The 19,393-nt window shown below is 73.3% G+C and carries 14 protein-coding genes; 2 read left to right on the forward strand and 12 right to left on the reverse strand.

Going from position 1 to position 19,393, the window contains the following annotated elements:
• Positions 1-159: 159 nt before the first annotated feature.
• From ilvC to ACFYWQ_RS29265, 5 genes are all read right to left on the reverse strand, one after another.
• The gene (ilvC, locus tag ACFYWQ_RS29245; RefSeq protein WP_385068550.1) at positions 160-1,158 is read right to left on the reverse strand and encodes a ketol-acid reductoisomerase; all 999 of its coding nucleotides are present in this window, start codon (positions 1,156-1,158) and stop codon (positions 160-162) included.
• 141 nt (positions 1,159-1,299) lie between these two features.
• Positions 1,300-1,824: an acetolactate synthase small subunit gene (ilvN, locus tag ACFYWQ_RS29250; RefSeq protein WP_389520389.1), complete on the reverse strand. Its 525-nt coding sequence runs from the start codon at positions 1,822-1,824 to the stop codon at positions 1,300-1,302.
• 20 nt (positions 1,825-1,844) lie between these two features.
• Positions 1,845-3,695 carry an acetolactate synthase large subunit gene (locus ACFYWQ_RS29255; RefSeq protein WP_389520390.1) on the reverse strand — a complete coding sequence of 617 codons (1,851 nt, stop codon included), beginning with the start codon at positions 3,693-3,695 and terminating at the stop codon, positions 1,845-1,847.
• A gap of 243 nt (positions 3,696-3,938) precedes the next feature.
• Positions 3,939-6,974 carry a putative bifunctional diguanylate cyclase/phosphodiesterase gene (locus tag ACFYWQ_RS29260; RefSeq protein WP_389520391.1) on the reverse strand — a complete coding sequence of 1,012 codons (3,036 nt, stop codon included), beginning with the start codon at positions 6,972-6,974 and terminating at the stop codon, positions 3,939-3,941.
• 413 nt (positions 6,975-7,387) lie between these two features.
• Positions 7,388-8,368 (reverse strand): 2-hydroxyacid dehydrogenase, encoded by a 981-nt coding sequence (locus ACFYWQ_RS29265; protein WP_389520393.1) that lies wholly within the window; start codon positions 8,366-8,368, stop codon positions 7,388-7,390.
• Between the two features lie 75 nt (positions 8,369-8,443).
• Here ACFYWQ_RS29265 and ACFYWQ_RS29270 point away from each other — a divergent pair, with 75 nt between their 5' ends.
• Together ACFYWQ_RS29270 and ACFYWQ_RS29275 are read left to right on the forward strand one after the other, a co-directional pair.
• A complete protein-coding gene (locus tag ACFYWQ_RS29270; protein ID WP_389520394.1) occupies positions 8,444-9,463 on the forward strand; it encodes an aldo/keto reductase in 1,020 nt (339 codons plus the stop codon).
• 517 nt (positions 9,464-9,980) lie between these two features.
• Positions 9,981-11,141, forward strand: a complete 1,161-nt coding sequence (locus ACFYWQ_RS29275) for a PQQ-dependent sugar dehydrogenase (protein ID WP_389520395.1) — start codon at positions 9,981-9,983, stop codon at positions 11,139-11,141.
• 19 nt (positions 11,142-11,160) lie between these two features.
• Here the strand turns inward: ACFYWQ_RS29275 and ACFYWQ_RS29280 are convergent, their stop codons facing one another.
• The 7 genes from ACFYWQ_RS29280 to ACFYWQ_RS29310 all read right to left on the reverse strand — a co-directional run bounded on the left by ACFYWQ_RS29280 (position 11,161) and on the right by ACFYWQ_RS29310 (position 19,226).
• Positions 11,161-11,448: a DUF6191 domain-containing protein gene (locus ACFYWQ_RS29280; RefSeq protein WP_389520396.1), complete on the reverse strand. Its 288-nt coding sequence runs from the start codon at positions 11,446-11,448 to the stop codon at positions 11,161-11,163.
• A gap of 30 nt (positions 11,449-11,478) precedes the next feature.
• On the reverse strand, positions 11,479-14,583 hold the full coding sequence (locus ACFYWQ_RS29285) for an AAA family ATPase (RefSeq protein WP_389520398.1): 3,105 nt from the start codon (positions 14,581-14,583) through the stop codon (positions 11,479-11,481).
• A gap of 89 nt (positions 14,584-14,672) precedes the next feature.
• Positions 14,673-14,954: a hypothetical protein gene (locus tag ACFYWQ_RS29290; protein WP_389520400.1), complete on the reverse strand. Its 282-nt coding sequence runs from the start codon at positions 14,952-14,954 to the stop codon at positions 14,673-14,675.
• Positions 14,955-15,204: 250 nt separating this feature from the next.
• Entirely contained in the window at positions 15,205-15,894 is a 690-nt protein-coding gene (locus tag ACFYWQ_RS29295; protein WP_389520402.1) for a hypothetical protein, read from the reverse strand.
• Between the two features lie 35 nt (positions 15,895-15,929).
• Positions 15,930-16,505, reverse strand: a complete 576-nt coding sequence (locus ACFYWQ_RS29300) for a GNAT family N-acetyltransferase (protein WP_389520404.1) — start codon at positions 16,503-16,505, stop codon at positions 15,930-15,932.
• On the reverse strand, positions 16,483-18,717 hold the full coding sequence (locus tag ACFYWQ_RS29305; RefSeq protein WP_389520406.1) for an MMPL family transporter: 2,235 nt from the start codon (positions 18,715-18,717) through the stop codon (positions 16,483-16,485). Before ACFYWQ_RS29305 ends, ACFYWQ_RS29300 begins: the two co-directional genes overlap by 23 nt.
• 206 nt (positions 18,718-18,923) lie before the next feature.
• Positions 18,924-19,226, reverse strand: a complete 303-nt coding sequence (locus ACFYWQ_RS29310) for a hypothetical protein (RefSeq protein WP_389520574.1) — start codon at positions 19,224-19,226, stop codon at positions 18,924-18,926.
• Positions 19,227-19,393 lie beyond the last annotated feature (167 nt).

The following is a 19,393-nucleotide window of genomic DNA, read 5'->3' on the forward strand; positions in this document are numbered from 1 at the left end:
AGTGCAGCAGTCTAGTGCCGCGGCAAAGGGCGTCATGCGCCTCTGCGGAAGGATCACCCGTCCGTGGCTGGACGGGATGGACAACACCGTTTCACACGACGTTACCCGTGGTTCGGCGAAGGGGCCGGAGCAGCATGCTCCGGCCCCTCGGCCCGAGGCTTACGCCTCCTCGTCGACCCAGCTCATCAGCTTGCGCAGCTGCTTGCCGGTGGTCTCCAGCAGGTGCTCGGAGTCCTGCTGCTTGTACTCGTTGTACTTCTTCAGACCGCCGTGGTACTCCGCCATCCACTCGCGGGCGAAGGTGCCGTCCTGGATCTCGGCGAGGACCTTCTTCATCTCGGCCTTGGTGGCGTCGGTGATGATCCGCGGGCCGGTGACGTAGTCGCCCCACTCGGCGGTCTCGGAGATCGACCAGCGCATCTTCTCCAGGCCGCCCTCGTACATGAGGTCCACGATCAGCTTCAGCTCGTGGAGGCACTCGAAGTAGGCGATCTCCGGCTGGTAGCCGGCCTCAGTCAGGGTCTCGAAGCCCGCCTTGACCAGCGCGGCCGTACCACCGCAGAGGACGGCCTGCTCGCCGAAGAGGTCGGTCTCGGTCTCCTCGGTGAAGGTCGTCTTGATGACGCCGGCGCGGGTGCCGCCGATGCCCTTGGCGTACGACAGGGCCAGCGCGAAGGCGTTGCCGGAGGCGTCCTGCTCGACGGCGGCGATGCAGGGAACGCCGCGGCCCTCCTCGTACTGGCGGCGGACCAGGTGGCCCGGGCCCTTGGGGGCGACCATGCAGACGTCGACGCCGGCCGGGGGCTTGATGAAGTCGAACCGGATGTTCAGGCCGTGGCCGAAGAACAGGGCGTCGCCGTCCTTGAGGTTGTCCTTGATGGACTCCTCGTAGACCTGCGCCTGGATGGGGTCCGGGACCAGGATCATGATGACGTCGGCCTCGGCGGCGGCCTCCGACGGGGTCACCACGCGCAGGCCCTGCTCCTCGGCCTTGGCCTTGGACTTGGAGCCCTCGTGCAGACCGACCCGCACGTCGACACCCGAGTCACGGAGCGACAGGGCGTGGGCGTGGCCCTGGCTGCCGTAGCCGATGACCGCGACCTTGCGGCCCTGGATGATGGACAGGTCGGCGTCAGCGTCGTAGAACAGCTCGGCCACTTTGGGTTCTCTCCTTGTGTGCAGGTGTTGCGTCCCACCGTATGACGGCGGGCTGAGGGGAAGTCTGGGGGTCTCGGTATGCGGGCGGTCGACGGCGCGCCGACCGCCCGTTCCCGGTACCGGACGCGTCCGGTACGCGTGCTATGCCGACCGGTCGAGTGCGCGCAGTGAGCGGTCGGTGATCGAACGGGCGCCGCGGCCGATCGCGATCGTGCCGGACTGGACCAGCTCCTTGATGCCGTACGGTTCCAGCATCTTGAGCATGGCGGACAGCTTCTCGCTGCTTCCGGTGGCCTCGATGGTCACGGCCTCCGGGGAGACGTCCACGGTCTTGGCGCGGAACAGCTGGACGATCTCGACGATCTGGGAGCGCGTCTCGTTGTCGGCGCGCACCTTCACCAGGACGAGTTCGCGCTGGACGGCCTGGGCCGGCTCCAGCTCGACGATCTTCAGCACCTCGACGAGCTTGTTGAGCTGCTTGGTGACCTGCTCCAGCGGCAGCTCCTCCACCCCCACGACGATGGTGATGCGGGAGATGTCGGGGTGCTCGGTGACGCCGACGGCGAGGGAGTCGATGTTGAAGCCGCGGCGGGAGAAGAGGGCGGCGATCCGGGCCAGGATGCCCGGCTTGTTCTCCACCAGGACGGAGAGCGTGTGCTTGGACATGTCTCTTGGGTCTTCCTCGCTCAGTCGTCTTCGTTGTCGCCGAAGTCGGGGCGGACGTCCCGGGCGGCCATGATCTCGTCGTTGGAGGTGCCGGCGGCGACCATCGGCCACACCATGGCGTCCTCGTGGACGATGAAGTCGACGACGACCGGGCGGTCGTTGATCGAGTTCGCCTCCTCGATGACCTTGTCGAGGTCGGCGGGGTCCTCGCAGCGGATGGCGTAGCAGCCCATGGCCTCCGACAGCTTCACGAAGTCGGGGATGCGGGTGCCCCTCGCCTCCGGGTTCACGTCGTTCGGGCCGGAGTGCAGCACCGTGTTGGAGTAGCGCTGGTTGTAGAAGAGGCTCTGCCACTGGCGGACCATCCCGAGGGCGCCGTTGTTGATGACGGCGACCTTGATCGGGATGTTGTTCAGGGCGCAGGTGGTGAGTTCCTGGTTGGTCATCTGGAAGCAGCCGTCGCCGTCGATCGCCCAGACCGTCTTCGACGGGGCTCCCGCCTTGGCGCCCATCGCGGCCGGGACCGCGTAGCCCATGGTGCCCGCGCCGCCGGAGTTCAGCCAGGTGGCGGGCTTCTCGTACTGGATGAACTGGGCGGCCCACATCTGGTGCTGGCCGACGCCCGCCGCGAAGACCGTGCCCTCGGGGGCGAGCTGCCCGATGCGCTGGATGACCTGCTGCGGGGAGAGCGAGCCGTCCTCGGGCTGGTCGTAGCCCAGCGGGTACGTCTCGCGCCAGCGGTCGAGGTCCTTCCACCAGGCGGTGTAGTCGCCCCGGCCGCCCTCGCCGTGCTCCTTCTGGACGGCCTGGATCAGGTCGGCGATGACCTCGCGGGCGTCCCCGACGATCGGCACGTCGGCGGCGCGGTTCTTGCCGATCTCCGCCGGGTCGATGTCCGCGTGGACGATCTTGGCGTACGGCGCGAAGCTGTCCAGCTTGCCGGTGACGCGGTCGTCGAAGCGGGCGCCGAGGGCGACGATCAGGTCGGCCTTCTGCAGACCGGTGACGGCGGCCACCGAGCCGTGCATGCCGGGCATGCCCAGGTGCTGCGGGTGGCTGTCGGGGAACGCGCCGAGCGCCATCAGGGTGGTGGTGACGGGCGCGCCGGTCAGTTCGGCGAGGACCTTCAGCTCGGCGGTGGCGCCGGCCTTGAGGACGCCGCCGCCGACGTAGAGGACCGGCCGCTTGGCGGCGGTGATCAGCTTGGCGGCCTCGCGGATCTGCTTGGCGTGCGGCTTGGTCACCGGGCGGTAGCCGGGCAGGTCCATGACCGGCGGCCAGGAGAAGGTGGTCTTCGCCTGGAGGATGTCCTTGGGGATGTCGACCAGAACCGGGCCGGGGCGGCCGGTGGAGGCGATGTGGAACGCCTGCGCGATCACCCGGGGGATGTCCTCGGCCTTGGTGACCAGGAAGCTGTGCTTGGTGACCGGCATGGTGATGCCGACGATGTCCGCCTCCTGGAAGGCGTCCGTACCGATCGAGGAGGACACCACCTGCCCGGTGATCGCGACCAGCGGCACGGAGTCCATGTTGGCGTCGGCGATCGGGGTGACCAGGTTGGTGGCGCCGGGGCCGGAGGTCGCCATGCAGACGCCGACCTTGCCGGTGGCCTGGGCGTAGCCGGTGGCCGCGTGGCCGGCGCCCTGCTCGTGGCGGACCAGGACGTGGCGCACCCTGGTGGAGTCCATCAGCGGGTCGTACGCCGGAAGGATCGTGCCGCCGGGAATGCCGAATACCGTGTCGGCGCCGACCTCCTCGAGAGAGCGGATGAGGGACTGCGCACCCGTGACGTGCTCGACGGGCGCGGAGTGCTGTCCTCCGGATCGGGGCCGCGGCTGCGGGTGATGGGCCCCGGTGGCCTGCTCGGTCATCGGCATTCTCTTCTCGATGCTGAGGGTTTTTGCGAGTTTTGTGCGGTGTTCGAGTGCTGTACGGCAGGTGCCCGTGCAACAAAAAACCCCTCGTGCCGGAAGGCAAGCGAGGGGAGCGCGCCGGTGAGGTCGCTGGGGTTGCCGGATCGTCCTCCGGTCGTTCCCAGCTCAGCCGACGCGCTGTCCAAGTACGAGAATTCGGGTGCGCATGGCACTGACCCTCCCCCCGGCACGCACCCACTGTCAAGTGGGTGGGACGGGGGTCTCATTATGTGAGCGAAGGGTTGCTCCGCCTCCGAGGGGTGTGCCACCGAGGGTTCCGCCTCCCAGGACCGCGGGGACACCTCCGGTGTACACCCCGGTGGCGCCGCCCGCGAACGCGGGCTCGGCGGGGCCGTGCGGCACCGTGAACGGGCCCCGGCCGAGCGCCCTGCGCAGCCGGTACTCGTCGAGCGGGCCGGAGAACGCCATGCCCTGGCCGTGCGTACAGCCCATCGCGCGCAGGGTGACGACCTGCTCGGGCAGGTCCACGCCCTCCGCCACGGACGGCAGCCCGAGGTCGCCGGCGATCCTCAGCAGCCCACTGGTGATCCTGTGCAGTCGCTTGGACTCGACGACGCCCTCCACCAGTCCGCGGTCCAGCTTCAGGACGTCGACGGGCAGCCGGTGCAGTGCCGTCATGGCCATGCGGCCGCCGCCGAAGCCGTCGAGGGCGATCCGCACGCCGAGCCGGTGCAGGGCGCTCAGGCGCCGCTCCAGTTCGTCCAGCGGCACGTCGGGCTCGATGTCCGACAGTTCGACCACCAGCGATCCGGACGGCAGCCCGTACCGCGTCAGCAGCGCCTCGACGGAGCCCGGCGGCAGGGAGCGGTCCAGCAGCCGCCGGGCGCCCAGCCGGACCAGCACCGGTACGTTCAGTCCGCCGGCGGACCGGTCGGCGGCCTGCTCGACGGCCCGCTCCAGCGTCCAGCGGCTGAGTTCGGCGGTACGGTCGCCGTCCTCCGCCGCCCCCCGCAGGAACTCCGCGGGGGTGAAGAGCACTCCCTGTGAGGAGCGCCACCGGGCGTGGGCGGCGACCGACGAGACCCTGCCGTCGTCCAGCCGCACCACGGGCTGGTGCAGCAGCGCGAACTCGCCGTCGTGCAGCGCGGCACGCAGCCGCGTGGCCAGCTCCGCCTTCCGTACGACGTCCTGCTGCATCTGCGGCATGTACAGCTCGACCCGGCCCTTGCCGCCCGCCTTGGCGCGGTACATGGCGAGGTCGGCGTTGCGCAGCAGCTCGCCCGCGCCGAGTCCCGGCTCGGCGAAGGCGACGCCGATGGACGCGGCGACCCGCACCTCGTTGCCGTCGATGAGGTAGGGCTGGGAGAGCGTGATCCTCAGGCGGTCGGCGAGTTCCACGATGTGCCGCTCCCGGGCGCCGCGGTCGCGGGTGGTGTCGCCCACGATCAGGGCGGCGAACTCGTCGCCGCCCAGCCGGGAGGCGGTGTCGCCCTGCCGGACCGCCTCCTGGAGCCGGCGTGCGGCCTGGACGAGCAGTTCGTCCCCGGCCTGGTGGCCGATGGTGTCGTTGACGGCCTTGAAGCCGTCGAGGTCGATGAAGAGGACGGCCGTGTTGCGCAGGGCGGTGCCCCGGTCGGAGCTGCGGCGGCCGGACAGCGCCTGCTGGACGCGCCGCGTGAACAGGGCGCGGTTGGGCAGGTCGGTGAGCGGGTCGTGCTCGGCGTTGTGCTGGAGCTGCGCCTGGAGGCGCACCCGTTCGGTCACGTCCCGGCTGTTGAAGATCAGGCCGCCGTGGTGGCGGTTGACGGTGGACTCGACGTTCAGCCAGCCTCCGTCGCCGGAGCGGAAGCGGCACTCGATGCGGGTGGTGGGCTCGTCCGGGGGGCTGGCGGCGAGGAAGCGGCGCACCTCGTGCACCACGCAGCCCAGGTCCTCCGGGTGGATCAGATGGGCCAGCTCGGTGCCGACCAGGTCCTCGGCGGGCCGTCCGTAGACGCCGGCGGCGGCCGGGGAGACGTAGCGCAGGACGCCGCTGGGGGCGGCGATCATGATGACGTCGCTGGAGCCCTGCACCAGGGAGCGGAAGTGGTTCTCCTTCTGGGCCAGTTCCTGGGTGAGGGCGATGTTGTCGAGCAGCATGATCCCCTGGCGGATCACGAGGGCGAGCACGACGGTGCCGCCGGTCAGGAGGACCACGCGGTCGACGCTGCGGCCGTTGAGGACGTTGTAGAGGATTCCCAGGGTGCAGACGGCGGCGGCGAGGTAGGGGGTGAGGGCGGCGAGGGAGCCGGTGATGGGCCGGGTGGCCGGATAGCGGCCGTCGTCACCGCCCGGGGCGGACGGCTTGGACTGCGGGTGGCCGCCGGGGCGGTGTCCGGGCAGGTGCTCGTGCCCCGCGCGCGCGTGCCCGTCGTCCACCGGAGCGTGCCGCCGCACGGCGGCCCAGGGCGCGTACGCGAGCAGCAGCGAGCCGGCGAACCAGCCCGCGTCGAGGAGCTGGCCCGAGCGGTAGGAGTGGTGCAGCAGCGGCGAGGTGAACAGGGCGTCGCACATCACGGTCAGCGCGAGGGCGCCGACGGCGGTGTTGACCGCCGTGCGGTTGACCGACGAGCGCCGGAAGTGCAGCACCAGCACCATGCTCACCAGGGCGATGTCCAGGAGCGGGTACGCCAGCGTCAGCGCCGCGTGGGCCACGCTCGGGCCGTCGAACCGCGCGGCCTGCGCGAGCGCGAGGCTCCAGGACAGCGTGATCAGCGAGCCCGCGATTAACCAGGCGTCCAGCGCCAGGCAGACCCAGCCCGCCTTGGTCACCGGACGGGCGGCGAGCACCAGCAGCCCCACGATGGCGGGGGGCGCGAAGCAGAGGAAGAACAGGTCGGCGTAGCTGGGGCTGGGCACGGGACGGTCCAGGACCACCTCGTACCACCCCCAGACCAGGTTGCCCAGGGCGGCCATCGCGGAGGAGAGGCCGAACAGCAGCCAGGCGGGTCGAAAGCGGACGTGGCGGGTGCGCGCGTAGAGGAAGCAGGACACGGCGGCGGCACCGGCCGCCGCCGAGAGGCCGAAGTCGCCCATGATGAGGGCGAGTTCACTCGACCCCCAGCCGAGCGCCGAGCCGACGGCGTACCCCGCGCACAGCAGGACCAGCAGCAGTTGGTGGAGCACGCAGGGAGCGCCGGGCCGGCCGGAGAACGGCCGCCGGGTCAGCGGCGCCCCCTCCGGAGGCTGGGTCCGCAGGGCTCCGTCGAGGAGGGTCGTGGAGGTCGGCGGTGACATCACCGGAGCCTCCCGGTCCGCGCCGCCCCCCGGTCGTGCCGGTGCCGCTGCGCCTGCTGGGTCTGCCTCCGGCGGCTGCCGTGCCCCCGGTGGTGCTGTCGGTGCCGACCGCCGTGGCCGGGACCGCCGCGTCCGCGGGTGGCCGTGCAGCAGGGTCGCCGGCGGCGGCTCCGCCGCGTCGGATCGTTCGTCCATAGGCCGTGCATCGCCCGTCGCCCCCCTCACAGTCTGGAATGTCCGTCCCCGGCGCCGAACGGTGCGCGGCGCAGCCCCTGTCGGGACGATACACCAGTATCGTCACTCAGGGACATAGTTCCTCTACGCTCCGTGACGACCAGTGGGGACGTGCGTACCGACCGCGTCCGGGGGACTGCGGAGGGTGCGCGAACCGGACCACACGTGTGCCCTGTCCGTCACGGCCCACTCGTGGCACTCGTCGTCAGGATCACGTGGCGCAGGGGCTCCCGGTTCACGAAACGGCTCAACTGGTCCGTCAGCAGCCGCTTGGCGCGGGGCAGGAACGCGGACGTGGGGCCGCCGACGTGCGGGCTGATCAGCACGCCCGGCGCCCGCCACAACGGGTGGGCGGGAGGCAGGGGTTCCGGATCGGTCACGTCCAGGGCGGCGGTGAGACGGCCGCGCTCCAGTTCCGCGAGGAGCGCCTCGGTGTCGACGACCGGGCCGCGGGCGACGTTGACGAGGAGGGCGCCGTCCTTCATCCGGGCGAGGAAGTCGGCGTCGACCAGGCCGCGGGTGGTCTCGTTCAACGGCGTGGAGAGGATCACGACGTCCGCCTCGGGGAGCAGCGCGGGCAGTTCGGTGAGTGGGTGCACCGGGCCGCGCGCCGTTGTGCGCTGGGAGCGCGCGACGCGCGCCACTCGCGCCACCTCGAAGGGCACGAGCCGGTCCTCGATGGCGGCGCCGATCGACCCGTAGCCGACGACGAGGACGTTCTTGTCGGCGAGCGCCGGATGGAACCCGCTCTGCCAGCGGCCCTCCTGCTGCGCGCGCACGAATCCGGGGATGCCGCGCAGGGCGGCGAGGGTCAGGGTCAGCGCGAGTTCGGCGGTGCTCGCCTCGTGCACCCCGCGCGCGTTGCACAGCCGCACACCCGGCACGAGGTCCGACAGACGCGCGGTGATGTCGTCGACGCCCGCGGTGAGCGTCTGGACCAGCTGGAGGTGACGCATCTCCCGCAACGGCCGCACCCGCACCGACTGCGGCTTCATGTACGGCACCACGTAGACGACGCAGTCCGCGGGATCCCCGGGGAACGGCTGGTCGCCGTCCTCGCCTCCGTCCCAGAAGAGATACCGGGGCCCTTCGGGGAGGCCGTCGATCTCGTCGGGCGGAATGGGCAGCCACACGTCGCGGTGCAGGTCGTCAGCAGTCATGATCCGGAGGCTACGTCAGGCACGCGCGCGTGCAGAGGTTAGGTTGGGGTCCGGGAAAGGGAGGGTCACGAGCAGGTGGAGCGCAGGACGATCGGCGCGGCGGCGCTCGCGGTGGGGGCCGTCGGACTCGGGTGCATGCCGATGAGCTGGGGGTACAGCGGGTCGCGGCGGCGGGGCGACGAGTCGCTGAGGGCCTTGCACCGGGCGCTGGACCTCGGTGTCTCCCTGCTGGACACCGCCGACATGTACGGCCCGTACACCAACGAGCTGCTCGTGGGCCGGGCGTTGAGGGAGCGGCGCGGGGACGCGTTCGTGTCCACGAAGGTCGGCCTGCTGGTGGGCGAGCAGCACATCGTCGCCAACGGCCGCCCGGGGTACGTGAGACGGGCGTGCGACGCCTCCCTCCGCCGTCTCCAGACGGACGTCATCGACCTCTACCAGCTGCACCGCGCCGACCCCGAGGTACCCGTCGAGGAGACCTGGGGCGCCATGGCGGAGCTCGTACAGGCGGGCAAGGTACGGGCGTTGGGGCTGTGCGCGGTCGGGGCGCGGGGCGGCCGCCGGGCGGGCGGACGGCCGTACGACGCGACGAAGCGGCTGTACGACGCGACGATCCGGCAACTGAACCGGGTGCAGCAGGTGTTCCCGGTGAGCGCGGTGGAGGCGGAGCTGTCGGTGTGGTCGCCGGAGGCGCTGGACGCCCTGCTGCCGTGGTGCGAGACGCGCGGCATCGGGTTCCTCGCGGCGATGCCCCTCGGCAACGGCTTCCTCACCGGCACGCTGACCCCCGGCGAGGGGTTCGAGCCGGACGACATGCGGGCCCGCCACCCCCGTTTCACCGCCGAGATGATGGCCGCGAACCAGCCGATCGTCGCCGGACTGCGCCGGGTGGCCGCCCGGCACGGCGAGGACGTGACACCGGCCCAGGTGGCGCTGGCGTGGGTGCTGGCCCAGGGCCGGCACGTGGTGCCGGTGCCCGGCGCCAAGCAGCAGCGGTGGGTCACCGAGAACGCCGCGGCGTCCGGCCTGCGGCTGACGGCCCGGGACCTGGCGGAGGTGACGGGGCTGCCGGCGGCTCAGGGGTCTTGGGAGTAGGGGCGGGGCCGAGGGCTCGGGAGTGAGGCGGGGCCGAGGGCTCGGGAGTGAGGCGGGGCCGGGGGCTCGGGGGTGGGCCGGGGGCTCGGAGGCGGGCCGGGGACGGAGAGCCCGAGGCCGACAGCGCGGGGTCGGCGGCCGCGAGGGGCGAGGCGCACGGCTGACGGCGGGAGGAGCCGAAGCGCACGGCCGACAGCCGCGAGAACCGGGGCGCTCCGCCGACGGCCGGAAGAACCGAAGCGCACGGCCGACAGCCGCGAGAACCGAGGCGCACCGCCGACCGCCGCGAGAACCGAGGCGCACCGCCGACCGCCGGAAGAACCGGGGCGCACCGCCCGCGGCCGGAAAGGCCCTGGAGGTGTGGCCGTGTGCGCATCGGGTTGTGGTGATCGGGAACCCATGGGGCGTCGGCGGTGTATGACAGGGAGAGGCTGCCGGTGGGATCCGGCGGATCCGGCGGGTGCGCCCGTCGCCGGGAACCCATGGGCGAACCGTCACGTCGAAAGGGACCGAGATCGTGCAACGTCGAGCGGTGACGGCCGTGCTGGCCGCGAGTGTGCTCCTGCTGGCGGCCGGCTGCTCCTCCGACGGCGGAGGGACCCCCGGCAGCGCCGCGAGCCCGTCCCCGAGCCCCACGGCCGCCCGGAGCTCGCCCTCGCCGACGGCCGAGGAGACCCCGCCCGCGAAGGGCACGGTCAAGGTGGTGCGCACGGTCGCCGACGGCCTGAACAGCCCCTGGGGCATCGCCCCGCTGCCCGACGGCGGTCTGCTGGTCTCCTCCCGCGACGAGGGGACCGTTCTGCGGGTCGACGAGGAGAGCGGCGCGAAGACGGAGATCGGCGAGGTGCCGGGGGTCTCCGCGGCCGGCGAGGGCGGTCTGCTCGGTATCGCCCTCTCCCCCGACTACGCCTCGGACCACATGGTCTACGCCTACTTCACCTCGGTCTCGGACAACCGCGTCGTCCGCATGCTGTACGACCCGCAGCGGCCCGCCGGCGACCAGCTGGGGGCGCCCGACACGGTGTTCAAGGGCATCCCCAAGGGCGTGATCCACAACGGCGGCCGGATCGCCTTCGGCCCGGACAGGATGCTCTACGTCGGCACGGGCGAGAGCGGTGACCGCGGCCTGGCCCAGGACAAGGAGTCCCTGGGCGGCAAGATCCTGCGCCTGACCCCGGAGGGCGAACCGGCCCCCGGCAACCCGTTCCCGGACTCCCCGGTCTACACGTACGGCCATCGCAATGTGCAGGGGCTGGCCTGGGACGGCAAGCAGCGCCTGTTCGCGGCGGAGTTCGGCCAGGACACCTGGGACGAGCTGAACGCGATCGAGCCGGGCGACGACTACGGCTGGCCGGAGGCCGAAGGGACGTCGGACGACGCCCGGTACCACGACCCGCTGGCCCAGTGGGGCACGGACGACGCCTCCCCGAGCGGCATCGCCTACGCCGAGGGCTCGATCTGGATGGCCGGTCTGAAGGGGGAACGCCTGTGGCGCGTCCCGCTGAAGGGCACGGAGGCGTCGGCGGACCCGCAGGCGTTCCTGGAGGGCGACTACGGCCGGCTGCGCACGGTGGTCGCGGCCGGCGGCGACAAGCTGTGGGTGACCACCAGCAACACGGACGGACGGGGCACGCCGAAGGAGGGGGACGACCGGATCCTGGAGCTGGAGGTGAGCTGAGGCGCCCCGGCACCCGGCCTCACTCCCGGGTGCCGCCCTCCCCCGTGTCCCCCTCGGCCCCGGCCCCGCTGTCCTCCCGGGCCCCGGCCCCGCTGTCCTCCTCGGCCCCGCTGTCCTCCTCGGCCCCGCTGTCCTCCTCGGCCGGCGGGGTGGTCCGGCGGACGATGACCTTCCCGGACGCGAGGTCTATCGGTCCGCGCCCCGGGTCGGCGTCTCCGACGTCCTCCCGGGTCAGTTCCAGCCGGTTCTGCTCGTCGTGGGTGTGCTTGCGGCCCGGGGAGAACAGTTCCTCGAAGGCGTTGAACATGGTGACCGGCTCCTCACTGCTCGCCTGCCGTCATTGTCCCGCGACCGCGCGGTCGTCCGCGTCCGCCGGGAACAGCCCCAGCCGGTACGCCACCGCCGCCGCCTCGCCCCGCCCCGAGACGCCCAGTTTGGCCAGGATGCGGGAGACGTGGACGCTGGCCGTCTTCGGGGAGATGAAGAGCTTCTCGGCTATCTGGCGGTTGGTGCGGCCGGCGGAGACCAGGCACAGGACCTCGCGTTCCCGGCCGGTGAGGCCGAGGGCGCGGACCGGGTCGTCCGGGGCGCGGTCCGGGACGGCGGTGAGGGCGAGGCGGGCGCGCCGGGCGAGGCCGACGGCGGACGCGGCGAGGGAGCGGGCGCCCAGGTGGCCGGCGACGGCGTGGGTGAGGCGGAGGAGTTCCGTGGCGCGGTCGCGGTCCGCCTCGGCGTCCCCTCCGCTGCCGGCCGTGCCCGGGCGGAAGGTGCTTCCGGCGAGGAGGGACTCGGCCAGCCGGTACCGGACGCGGGCGAGGTCGTAGGGGTTCTCCAGCGGTTCGAAGGCGGTGACCACCTCCGACCACAGCTCGGGGGTGTCCCGTCCCTCGGCGCGGCGGACCTCGGCGCGGACCCACTGCTCGACGGCGAGCCAGACGGGCGCGCCCGTGGCGGTCCGTCTGACGCCGGTGAGGATGCGGTCGAGGGCGGCGGCCCGGCCGGGTCCCGCGGCGGGCAGGTCGCGGGCGTCGGCCTCGGCCAGGGCGGCGGCCAGCAGCACCGACCAGCCGTAGCGCTGGGTGCCGGTCGGGAAGCCCGCGTCGAGGACCCGGTCCACCTCGGCGCGGACGTCGGGCAGGCGGCCCTCCTCCGCGGCCACCCCGATCACGATCCGGGAGAGGGGCAGCGCCTGCTGCGGCATGGAGTCGTGGGTGCCGTAGTGCGCCTGGGCGGTGGCCAGGTGGACGGCGGCCGCGGCCGCGTCGCCCCGCACGAGGGCGATGTTGGCCAGCCGCAGGGCGCCGGCCCCCCGGGGCTTCGCGCTGTGGCCGACCCGCAGGGCGTTCGCCGCGGCCTCCGCGGCCTCGTCCCACCGGCCCAGCGAGTACAGCGAGTCGGACAGGTTGCCCCACACCCACGCCTCGGCGTCCAGCAGGCCGTACCGGCGGGTGTAGGCGATCCCTTCCTCCAGGACGGGGACCGCCTCCCGCGCGCGGCCGACGCTCTCCAGCTGCGACGGCAGGTTCACATGGGCGCGTCCGGCCACCACCGTCACGCCTTCCTCGACGGCCCGCTCCTTGACCTCGTACAGCTCCGCCAGGCCGGCCTCGACCTCACCGGAGTCGACCATGAGGCAGCCGAGGGTGAGGCGGGCGTTCAGTTCGATCTCACGGGCGCCGACCATGCGCGCGTACTCCACGGCCCGCTCGGCCGACGAGAAGGCGTCGGCGCCGGGCTCGTGGAGCATGGCCCAGTTGGCCACGTTGGACAGCACCTCGGCGTGCACCGCGGACGGGGGCAGGCCGCGGACCAGGTCCTGGGCGGTGGCCAGTTCCTGCCGGCCGTCGCCGCGGGCCTGCGCCTGGACGAGCCGGGAACGCTGGATCCAGAACCAGGCGGCGCGCAACGGGTCCGCCTCGTCGTCCAGCAGGCGCAGTGCCCGCTTGGTGATCTTCAGGGCGCGTTCGCGTTCCCCGCAGAGCCGGCCCGCGACGGCGGCCTCCGCCATCAGGTCGAGGTAACGCAGCGGCGCGGAGGCGGCCGGGTCGCGGCCGCCGGAGGGCTCCCCGCGCGGTGCGGACCCCGGGGGGCCCTGGGCGCGGTCCAGGCGGCCCAGCCGGGCCCGTACGTCCTCGGGGGCGGCCTCCCACAGTTCCATCGCCCGCTCCAGTAGCCGCAGCTGCTCGGTGTAGGCGTGGCGGGAACGGGCGGCGACGGAGGCGTCCAGGACGGCGGGGAGGGCCTTGGCGGCGTCGTGGGCGTGGTACCAGTAGCTGGCCAGACGCGTGACGCGCTCGTCGGCGGGGACGAGCGTCGGATCGGCCTCCAGGGCCTCGGCGTAGCGGCGGTTGATGCGGGAGCGTTCGCCGGGCAGCAGGTCGTCGCCGACGGCCTCGCGGACCAGGGAGTGCCGGAAGCGGTAGCCGTCGCCGGCGGGCGCGGCGAGCAGGATGCCGGCGCCGACGGCGGCCCGCAGCGCCTCGATGAGGTCGTCCTCGGCGAGCCGGGCCACGGCGGCCAGCAGCCGGTACTCCACGGTGGAGCCGCCCTCGGCGACGGTCCGGGCGACGTGCTGCGCGCTCTCGGGCAGCGCCTCGACCCGTACGAGCAGCAGGTCGCGCAGCGTGTCGCGGAGGCCGGTGCGGCAGCCCGCGCGGGCGGAGACGGCGAGTTCCTCGACGAAGAAGGCGTTGCCGTCGGAGCGTTCGTAGATGGCGTCGACCTGGGCGGGGTCGGGTTCGTGGGCCAGGATGCCGGCGATCTGGCGGCCGACCTCCTCGCGGGTGAAGCGGGCCAGTTCGAGGCGGCGGACGGTGCGCAGCCGGTCGAGTTCGGCGAGCAGGGGGCGCAGCGGGTGGCGGCGGTGGATGTCGTCGCTGCGGTAGGTGGCGAGGACGACCAGGCGTCCGGTGCGCAGGGTGCGCAGGAGGTAGGCGAGGAGGTGGCGGGTGGAGGCGTCGGACCAGTGCAGGTCCTCCAGGGCGACGACGACGGTGCGGTCGGCGGCGAGGCGTTCCAGGAGGCGGGCGGTGAGGCCGAAGAGGCGGGCCATGCCCTCCTCGTCGTGGCGTTCCGCGCCCGCCACGCCCATCTCGGGCAGCAGCCGGGCGAGTTCCTCCTCCTGGCCGGCGGCCGCGGCGGCCCAGGCGTCCGGCACGGCACGGCGCAGGGCGCGCAGGGCGGTGGAGAAGGGGGCGAACGGCAGCCCGTCGGCGCCGATCTCGACACAGCCGCCGAGCGCGACGACCGCGTCCCGGCGGCCGGCGGCGGTGGCGAACTCCTCGACGAGGCGGGTCTTGCCGACCCCGGCCTCGCCGCCGATCAGCAGGGCCTGCGGCTCGCCCGCGGCGGCGCGGGAGAGCGCGTCGCTCAGGGTGACCAACTCGTCGGCACGGCCGACGAAGACGGGGCTGACGGACCTGGTCTCCACGGGGGCGAGCATCGCACAGGGGCCCGTCCGCCCCCCACCGGATATCGCCGGGACCGTCACGCCGCCCGCCGTCCCCGTGCCGCCCGTCCGCTCCCCGGCGCTCACGGGGTCCGGGCGGACGGCGGAGCGCCGTCCGGAACCCGGAAGACCCCATCGCCGTCCGGCGCGGCAGCGTCCGGAGCCCGGGCGGCGGTGCCGCAGGGCCGCTCGGCGGACTCCGCGGACTCCCAGGGCCGCGGGGCCGCCTCCCGTTCGCGCTCGGCGGCCTCGCGGCGGGCGGCGCGGCGGCCGCGGACGGCCTCGCGGGCGAGCCGCTCGCGCTCGGCACTGCGGATGAGCTCGGCGGCGCGGAAGCGCGGGTACTGGTACCGGTCCTCGTACACGATGTGCCCCTCGGCGGGTTCGGTCGGGATGGATGGCCTCGCTGTTCGCGATGGCTCAACCCTCGTCTCCCAGGGGGGTCCGCCACATCGGGAGAGTTCCGCATCTCCGGGGGCGATCAGGGGCCTCAGACGTGCGTGAGGGGCCCCGGTACGGGCCGTAAGGTGCTTACGGCCCGGCCGGGACCCCTCTCGGAACCCCTCGGCGGCGACGCCCCTCGGGGCCGCCGTGGCCCTCGGGACGCGCGGTGGCTCAGCTCGCCGACGGCAGTCCGAGCAGCGCGTCCGTGTACTTCAGCACGGCCAGCAGCAGCCCGATGACACCGATCACGACGCCCGCCCAGGCGACCGACTTGATCCAGGGCGCCTGCGGCCTGCCGGACGCCCCGAAGGCGGGCCGGATCAGCACGACGACGCCGGTGATCAGCCCGGCCAGCGCGAACAGGCCGGCCCACAGGGCGGTGGTCTGCCAGGCGTCGCCGTAGACCGCCTGGATCTGCTGGGCGACGCTGGCGGTCGAGGAGGTCTCCAGCTGGCCGATGAGGGTCGCGCGCGCGGAGGCGACGGTGCCGATCCAGCCGCCGCTCAGCGACACCAGGCCGAGCACGGCGGAGACGACGGCTCCGGCGCCCTGGCCGACGCCCGAGGGACCGTCCGCGACGGCGGCCTCGGCATCCTTCCCGATCTCCCAGGCCTCGTCCTCCGGAGCGACGGTCTCCGAAGCCGCGGACTCCGGCGCGTCGGACTCCGGCGCGTCGGACTCCGGACCCTCGGATTCCGCGGCCACGGCCTCCGCAGCCACGGATTCCGGAGTGCCGGGCCCGGTGGCGCCGGGCTCCTCCGTCCCGCCCTTCCGGGCCGTCACGGCCTCTTCGGTGGCCGCCGCGGCCTCGTCGGTCTCCGTCTCGGCCACTGCGGCCTCGTCAACAGTCTTCGTTCCCATGCCCCGCACCGTACGGACGCTCTCTGAGAGGTCTCTTAATGATCGTTGTGAACGGTACGCGCGCGTGCCGCGCGCCATTCCGGGGCGAGCACCGACCAGATCTCGGTGTCCGTGCGCACGCCCCGGTGCGGGTAGTGCTCGCGCAGGACACCGTCACGGGTCATGCCCAGTCGCCGCGCCACGTTGACGCTGGGCTCGTTGGCCGACGACACGCGCCACTCCGCACGGTGCATCCCGCGCTCGTCGAACGCCCAGTCCAGCATCGTCCGCATCCCGCGCGTGACGAGTCCGCGCCCCGCCGCCTCCGGCACCAGCCAGCAGCCGGCCTCGCAGACGCCCGCGGCGGTGTCCCAGACGCGGAACAGCAGCCCGCCGACGAGCGTCCCCTCCAGCCACACGCCGTGCAGGCTGCCGGAGTCCGCGGCGCGCTTGTCGGCGTACGAGCGCAGGAAGGCGCGGGCCCCGTCCAGGTCGCGGATCGCGTCGGGCAGTCCGATGTGGCGGCCGATGAAGTCCCGCCCCCGATCGATGTGGGCGAGGAGTTCCGCGGCGTGCCAGACCTCCAGCGGCCGCAGTTCGGCCCCGTCGTCACCCAGGGATGTCGCGTACATCCTGTCGCCCCCGCCCGGTCTCCCACTCCGCCGTCTCGTCCGTGAGCCTCTCACGGGCGGCGGCGCGGCACTCGGGGGGTTCGATGCTGAGGCGCGGCAGCCGCCGGTCGAGCCAGCGGGGCAGCCACCAGTTGGCGCTGCCGAGGAGGTGCATGAGGGCGGGGACGAGGAGGGTGCGCAGGACGAAGGCGTCGATGGCGACGGCGGCGGCGAGCGCGATGCCGAACATGGCGATCACCCGGTCGCCGCTGAGGACGAAGGCGAGGAAGACCGAGATCATGATGACCGCGGCGGAGTTGATCACCCGGCTGGTCTCGGCGAGGCCGACGCGGACGGCGCGCCGGTTGTCGCCGGTCTCCAGCCACTCCTCGTACATCCGGCTGACGAGGAAGACCTGGTAGTCCATCGAGAGTCCGAAGAGGACCGACACCATGATCACGGGCAGGAAGGGCTCGATCGGGCCGGCCCGGCCGAGGCCCAGCAGGTCGCTGCCCCAGCCCCACTGGAAGACGGCGACGACGACGCCGAAGGCCGCGGCGACGGCGGCGACGTTCATCGCGGCGGCCTTCAGGGGTATCCCGACGGACCGGAAGGCGAGCAGGAGCAGCAGACAGCCGAGGCCGACGACCACACCGACGAAGAGGGGCAGCTTGCCCACGATGACCGCCGCGAAGTCGTCGTAGCCGGCCGTCACCCCGCCGACCTGTACATCGAGCGAGGTGCCGCGTTCGGCGCGGGGCAGCACCTCGTCGCGCAGCCGGTCGACGAGTTCGCTGGTCCGCTGCGACTGCGGGGCGGAGTCGGGTACGACGGTGAGGAACGCGGTGTCGCCGCCCGCGCTGTACGTCACCGGTGTGGCCGAGGCCACGCCCTCGGTGGCGCGCAGGGTGGCGTCGAGGTTGTCGAGGGCGAGCCGGTCCTCGGCACCGCCGACCCGCGCGACGAGGGTGAGCGGCCCGTTCACCCCGGGGCCGAGACCGTCGGCCAGGAGGTCGTAGGCCTGGCGGGTGGTGCTGGAGCGGGGGTCGTTGCCCTGGTCGGAGGTGCCCAGGCGGAGGGAGAGGGTGGGCAGCGCGAGGACGGCGACGGCGGCGAGGGCGAGCACGCCGAGCAGCCGGGGGTGGCGCTCGACGAACGCCGACCAGCGGGCGGCGAGGCCGGTCGGCAGCTCCGGCTCGGGCCCGTGCTCGGCGAGCCGGCGCCGTTCGCGGCGGCTGAGGGCGCGCGGGCCGATCCAGGACAGCAGGGCGGGCAGCAGGGTCACGGAGGCCGCGACCGTCAGCACGACGGTCAGGGAGGCGGCCGTCGCGACGCCGTTGAGGAAGTTCAGGCGCAGGATCAGCATGCCCAGCAGGGCGATGCACACGGTCGCGCCCGCGAAGACGACGGCCCGGCCCGTGGTGGCCACGGCGTCCGTGGCGGCCTCGGTGACCGACAGCCCGCGCTTCAGGCCGCGCCGGTGCCGGGTGACGATGAACAGGGCGTAGTCGATGCCGACGCCGAGTCCGACGAGCATGCCGAGCATGGGCGCGAAGTCGGCGACGGTCATGGCGTGGCCGAGCAGCACGGTCCCGGCGTAGGCGGTGCCGACGCCGACCAGTGCGGTGGCGATGGGCAGCAGACTGGCGGCGAGCGAGCCGAAGGCGAGGAAGAGCACGACCGCGGCGACGGCCACGCCGACGGCCTCGGCGAGGTGGGTGCCGGAGGACTCGGTCAGGGCGACGGCGCTGCCGCCCAGCTCCACCTGGAGCCCCTCCCCCGCGGCGGCCCGGGCGGTGTCGACGACGGCCTGTGCCTCGCTCGGGTCGACGTCCTCGGCCGGGTCGTCGAAGGTGACGGTGGCGTAGGCGGTCCGTCCGTCCTCGCTGATCCGGGCGGCGCCCTGGTCGCCGTAGGGGCCGGTCACGGACGCGACGCCCGGCAGGTCCGCGATCTTCACCAGGGTGCGGGTCATCGTCTGCTCGACGTCGGCGGCGCGGACGGTACCCGACGCCGTGTGCCAGACCACGGTGTCGCTGTCGCCGCCGAGGTCGGGGAAGCCCTCCGCGAGCAGCCGGCCGGCCCGGGCGGACTCGGTGCCGGGGACGTCGTAGTCGTTGGAGTACGCGGAGCCGGCGACGACGGCCGCGGTGGCCGTCCCGGCGAGGGTCAGGAGCCAGAGCAGGACCGCGGCGAGACGGTGACGGACACACCAGCGTGCTAGGGCTGCCACGAAAGTGCTCCCGAGGTGGTGAAATGTGGATCTTTGACCGGGAACCGCCGTGAAGGAGCTGGTCAGCCCGCAAAGAACGCATGAGCCATGTGGAGCCACTCAATCAGGCGAATGTGATCGTTTGCCCGGTTCGTGGGCTTCGTCACAGGGTGGGGAGCCGGCTCACAGGTGGGTGACAGGGAAGGTGTCGGCCCTCGTCACCGGGTTCAGTCGGCCTGGTCACCGACCGCCATGATCATCACGCCGCCGATGAGCAGCCACAGCGCGCGCCGGGTGCGGCCCCGGGACGCCAGCGCCGCGGCGAGGGCGCAGACGGCGGCGCCGAGGGCGTAGGCCGCCGGGACGAGGGCCGGGGCGGTGCCGGTGAGGCGCAGCAGCGCCGCGGCCAGACCGGCGAGGGTGAGGAGGGCGCCGGTGCCGGTCGCCGTCCAGCGGGCCCGCCGGGCGTCCTCGATGCCGTACTCCTCGTCCGCCTCCGGGGCCTGAGCCGCCTCCGGATCCTGGGCCACCTCCGGATCCTGAGCCACCTCCGGGGCCTGGGCCGCCTCCGGGGCCTCGTCCACCTCCGGATCCTGAGCCACCTCCGGGGCCTCGTCCACCTCCGGATCCTGAGCCACCTCCGGGGCCTCGTCCACCTCCGGATCCTGAGCCACCTCCGGGGCCTCGTCCACCTCCG

Origin of the sequence: Streptomyces sp. NPDC003247 (assembly GCF_042888135.1) — a bacterium.
Lineage (GTDB): Bacteria > Actinomycetota > Actinomycetes > Streptomycetales > Streptomycetaceae > Streptomyces.

Bases quoted from the DNA above. Each gene is read 5' to 3' on its own strand.
- ACFYWQ_RS29265 (WP_389520393.1), bottom strand. From the start codon at position 8,368: ATGACTGCTGACGACCTGCACCGCGACGTGTGGCTGCCCATTCCGCCC.
- ACFYWQ_RS29295 (WP_389520402.1), bottom strand. From the start codon at position 15,894: ATGGGAACGAAGACTGTTGACGAGGCCGCAGTGGCCGAGACGGAGACC.
- ACFYWQ_RS29300 (WP_389520404.1), bottom strand. From the start codon at position 16,505: ATGTACGCGACATCCCTGGGTGACGACGGGGCCGAACTGCGGCCGCTG.
- ACFYWQ_RS29280 (WP_389520396.1), bottom strand. From the start codon at position 11,448: ATGTTCAACGCCTTCGAGGAACTGTTCTCCCCGGGCCGCAAGCACACC.
- ACFYWQ_RS29260 (WP_389520391.1), bottom strand. From the start codon at position 6,974: ATGTCACCGCCGACCTCCACGACCCTCCTCGACGGAGCCCTGCGGACC.
- ACFYWQ_RS29285 (WP_389520398.1), bottom strand. From the start codon at position 14,583: ATGCTCGCCCCCGTGGAGACCAGGTCCGTCAGCCCCGTCTTCGTCGGC.
- ACFYWQ_RS29255 (WP_389520390.1), bottom strand. From the start codon at position 3,695: ATGACCGAGCAGGCCACCGGGGCCCATCACCCGCAGCCGCGGCCCCGA.
- ilvN (WP_389520389.1), bottom strand. From the start codon at position 1,824: ATGTCCAAGCACACGCTCTCCGTCCTGGTGGAGAACAAGCCGGGCATC.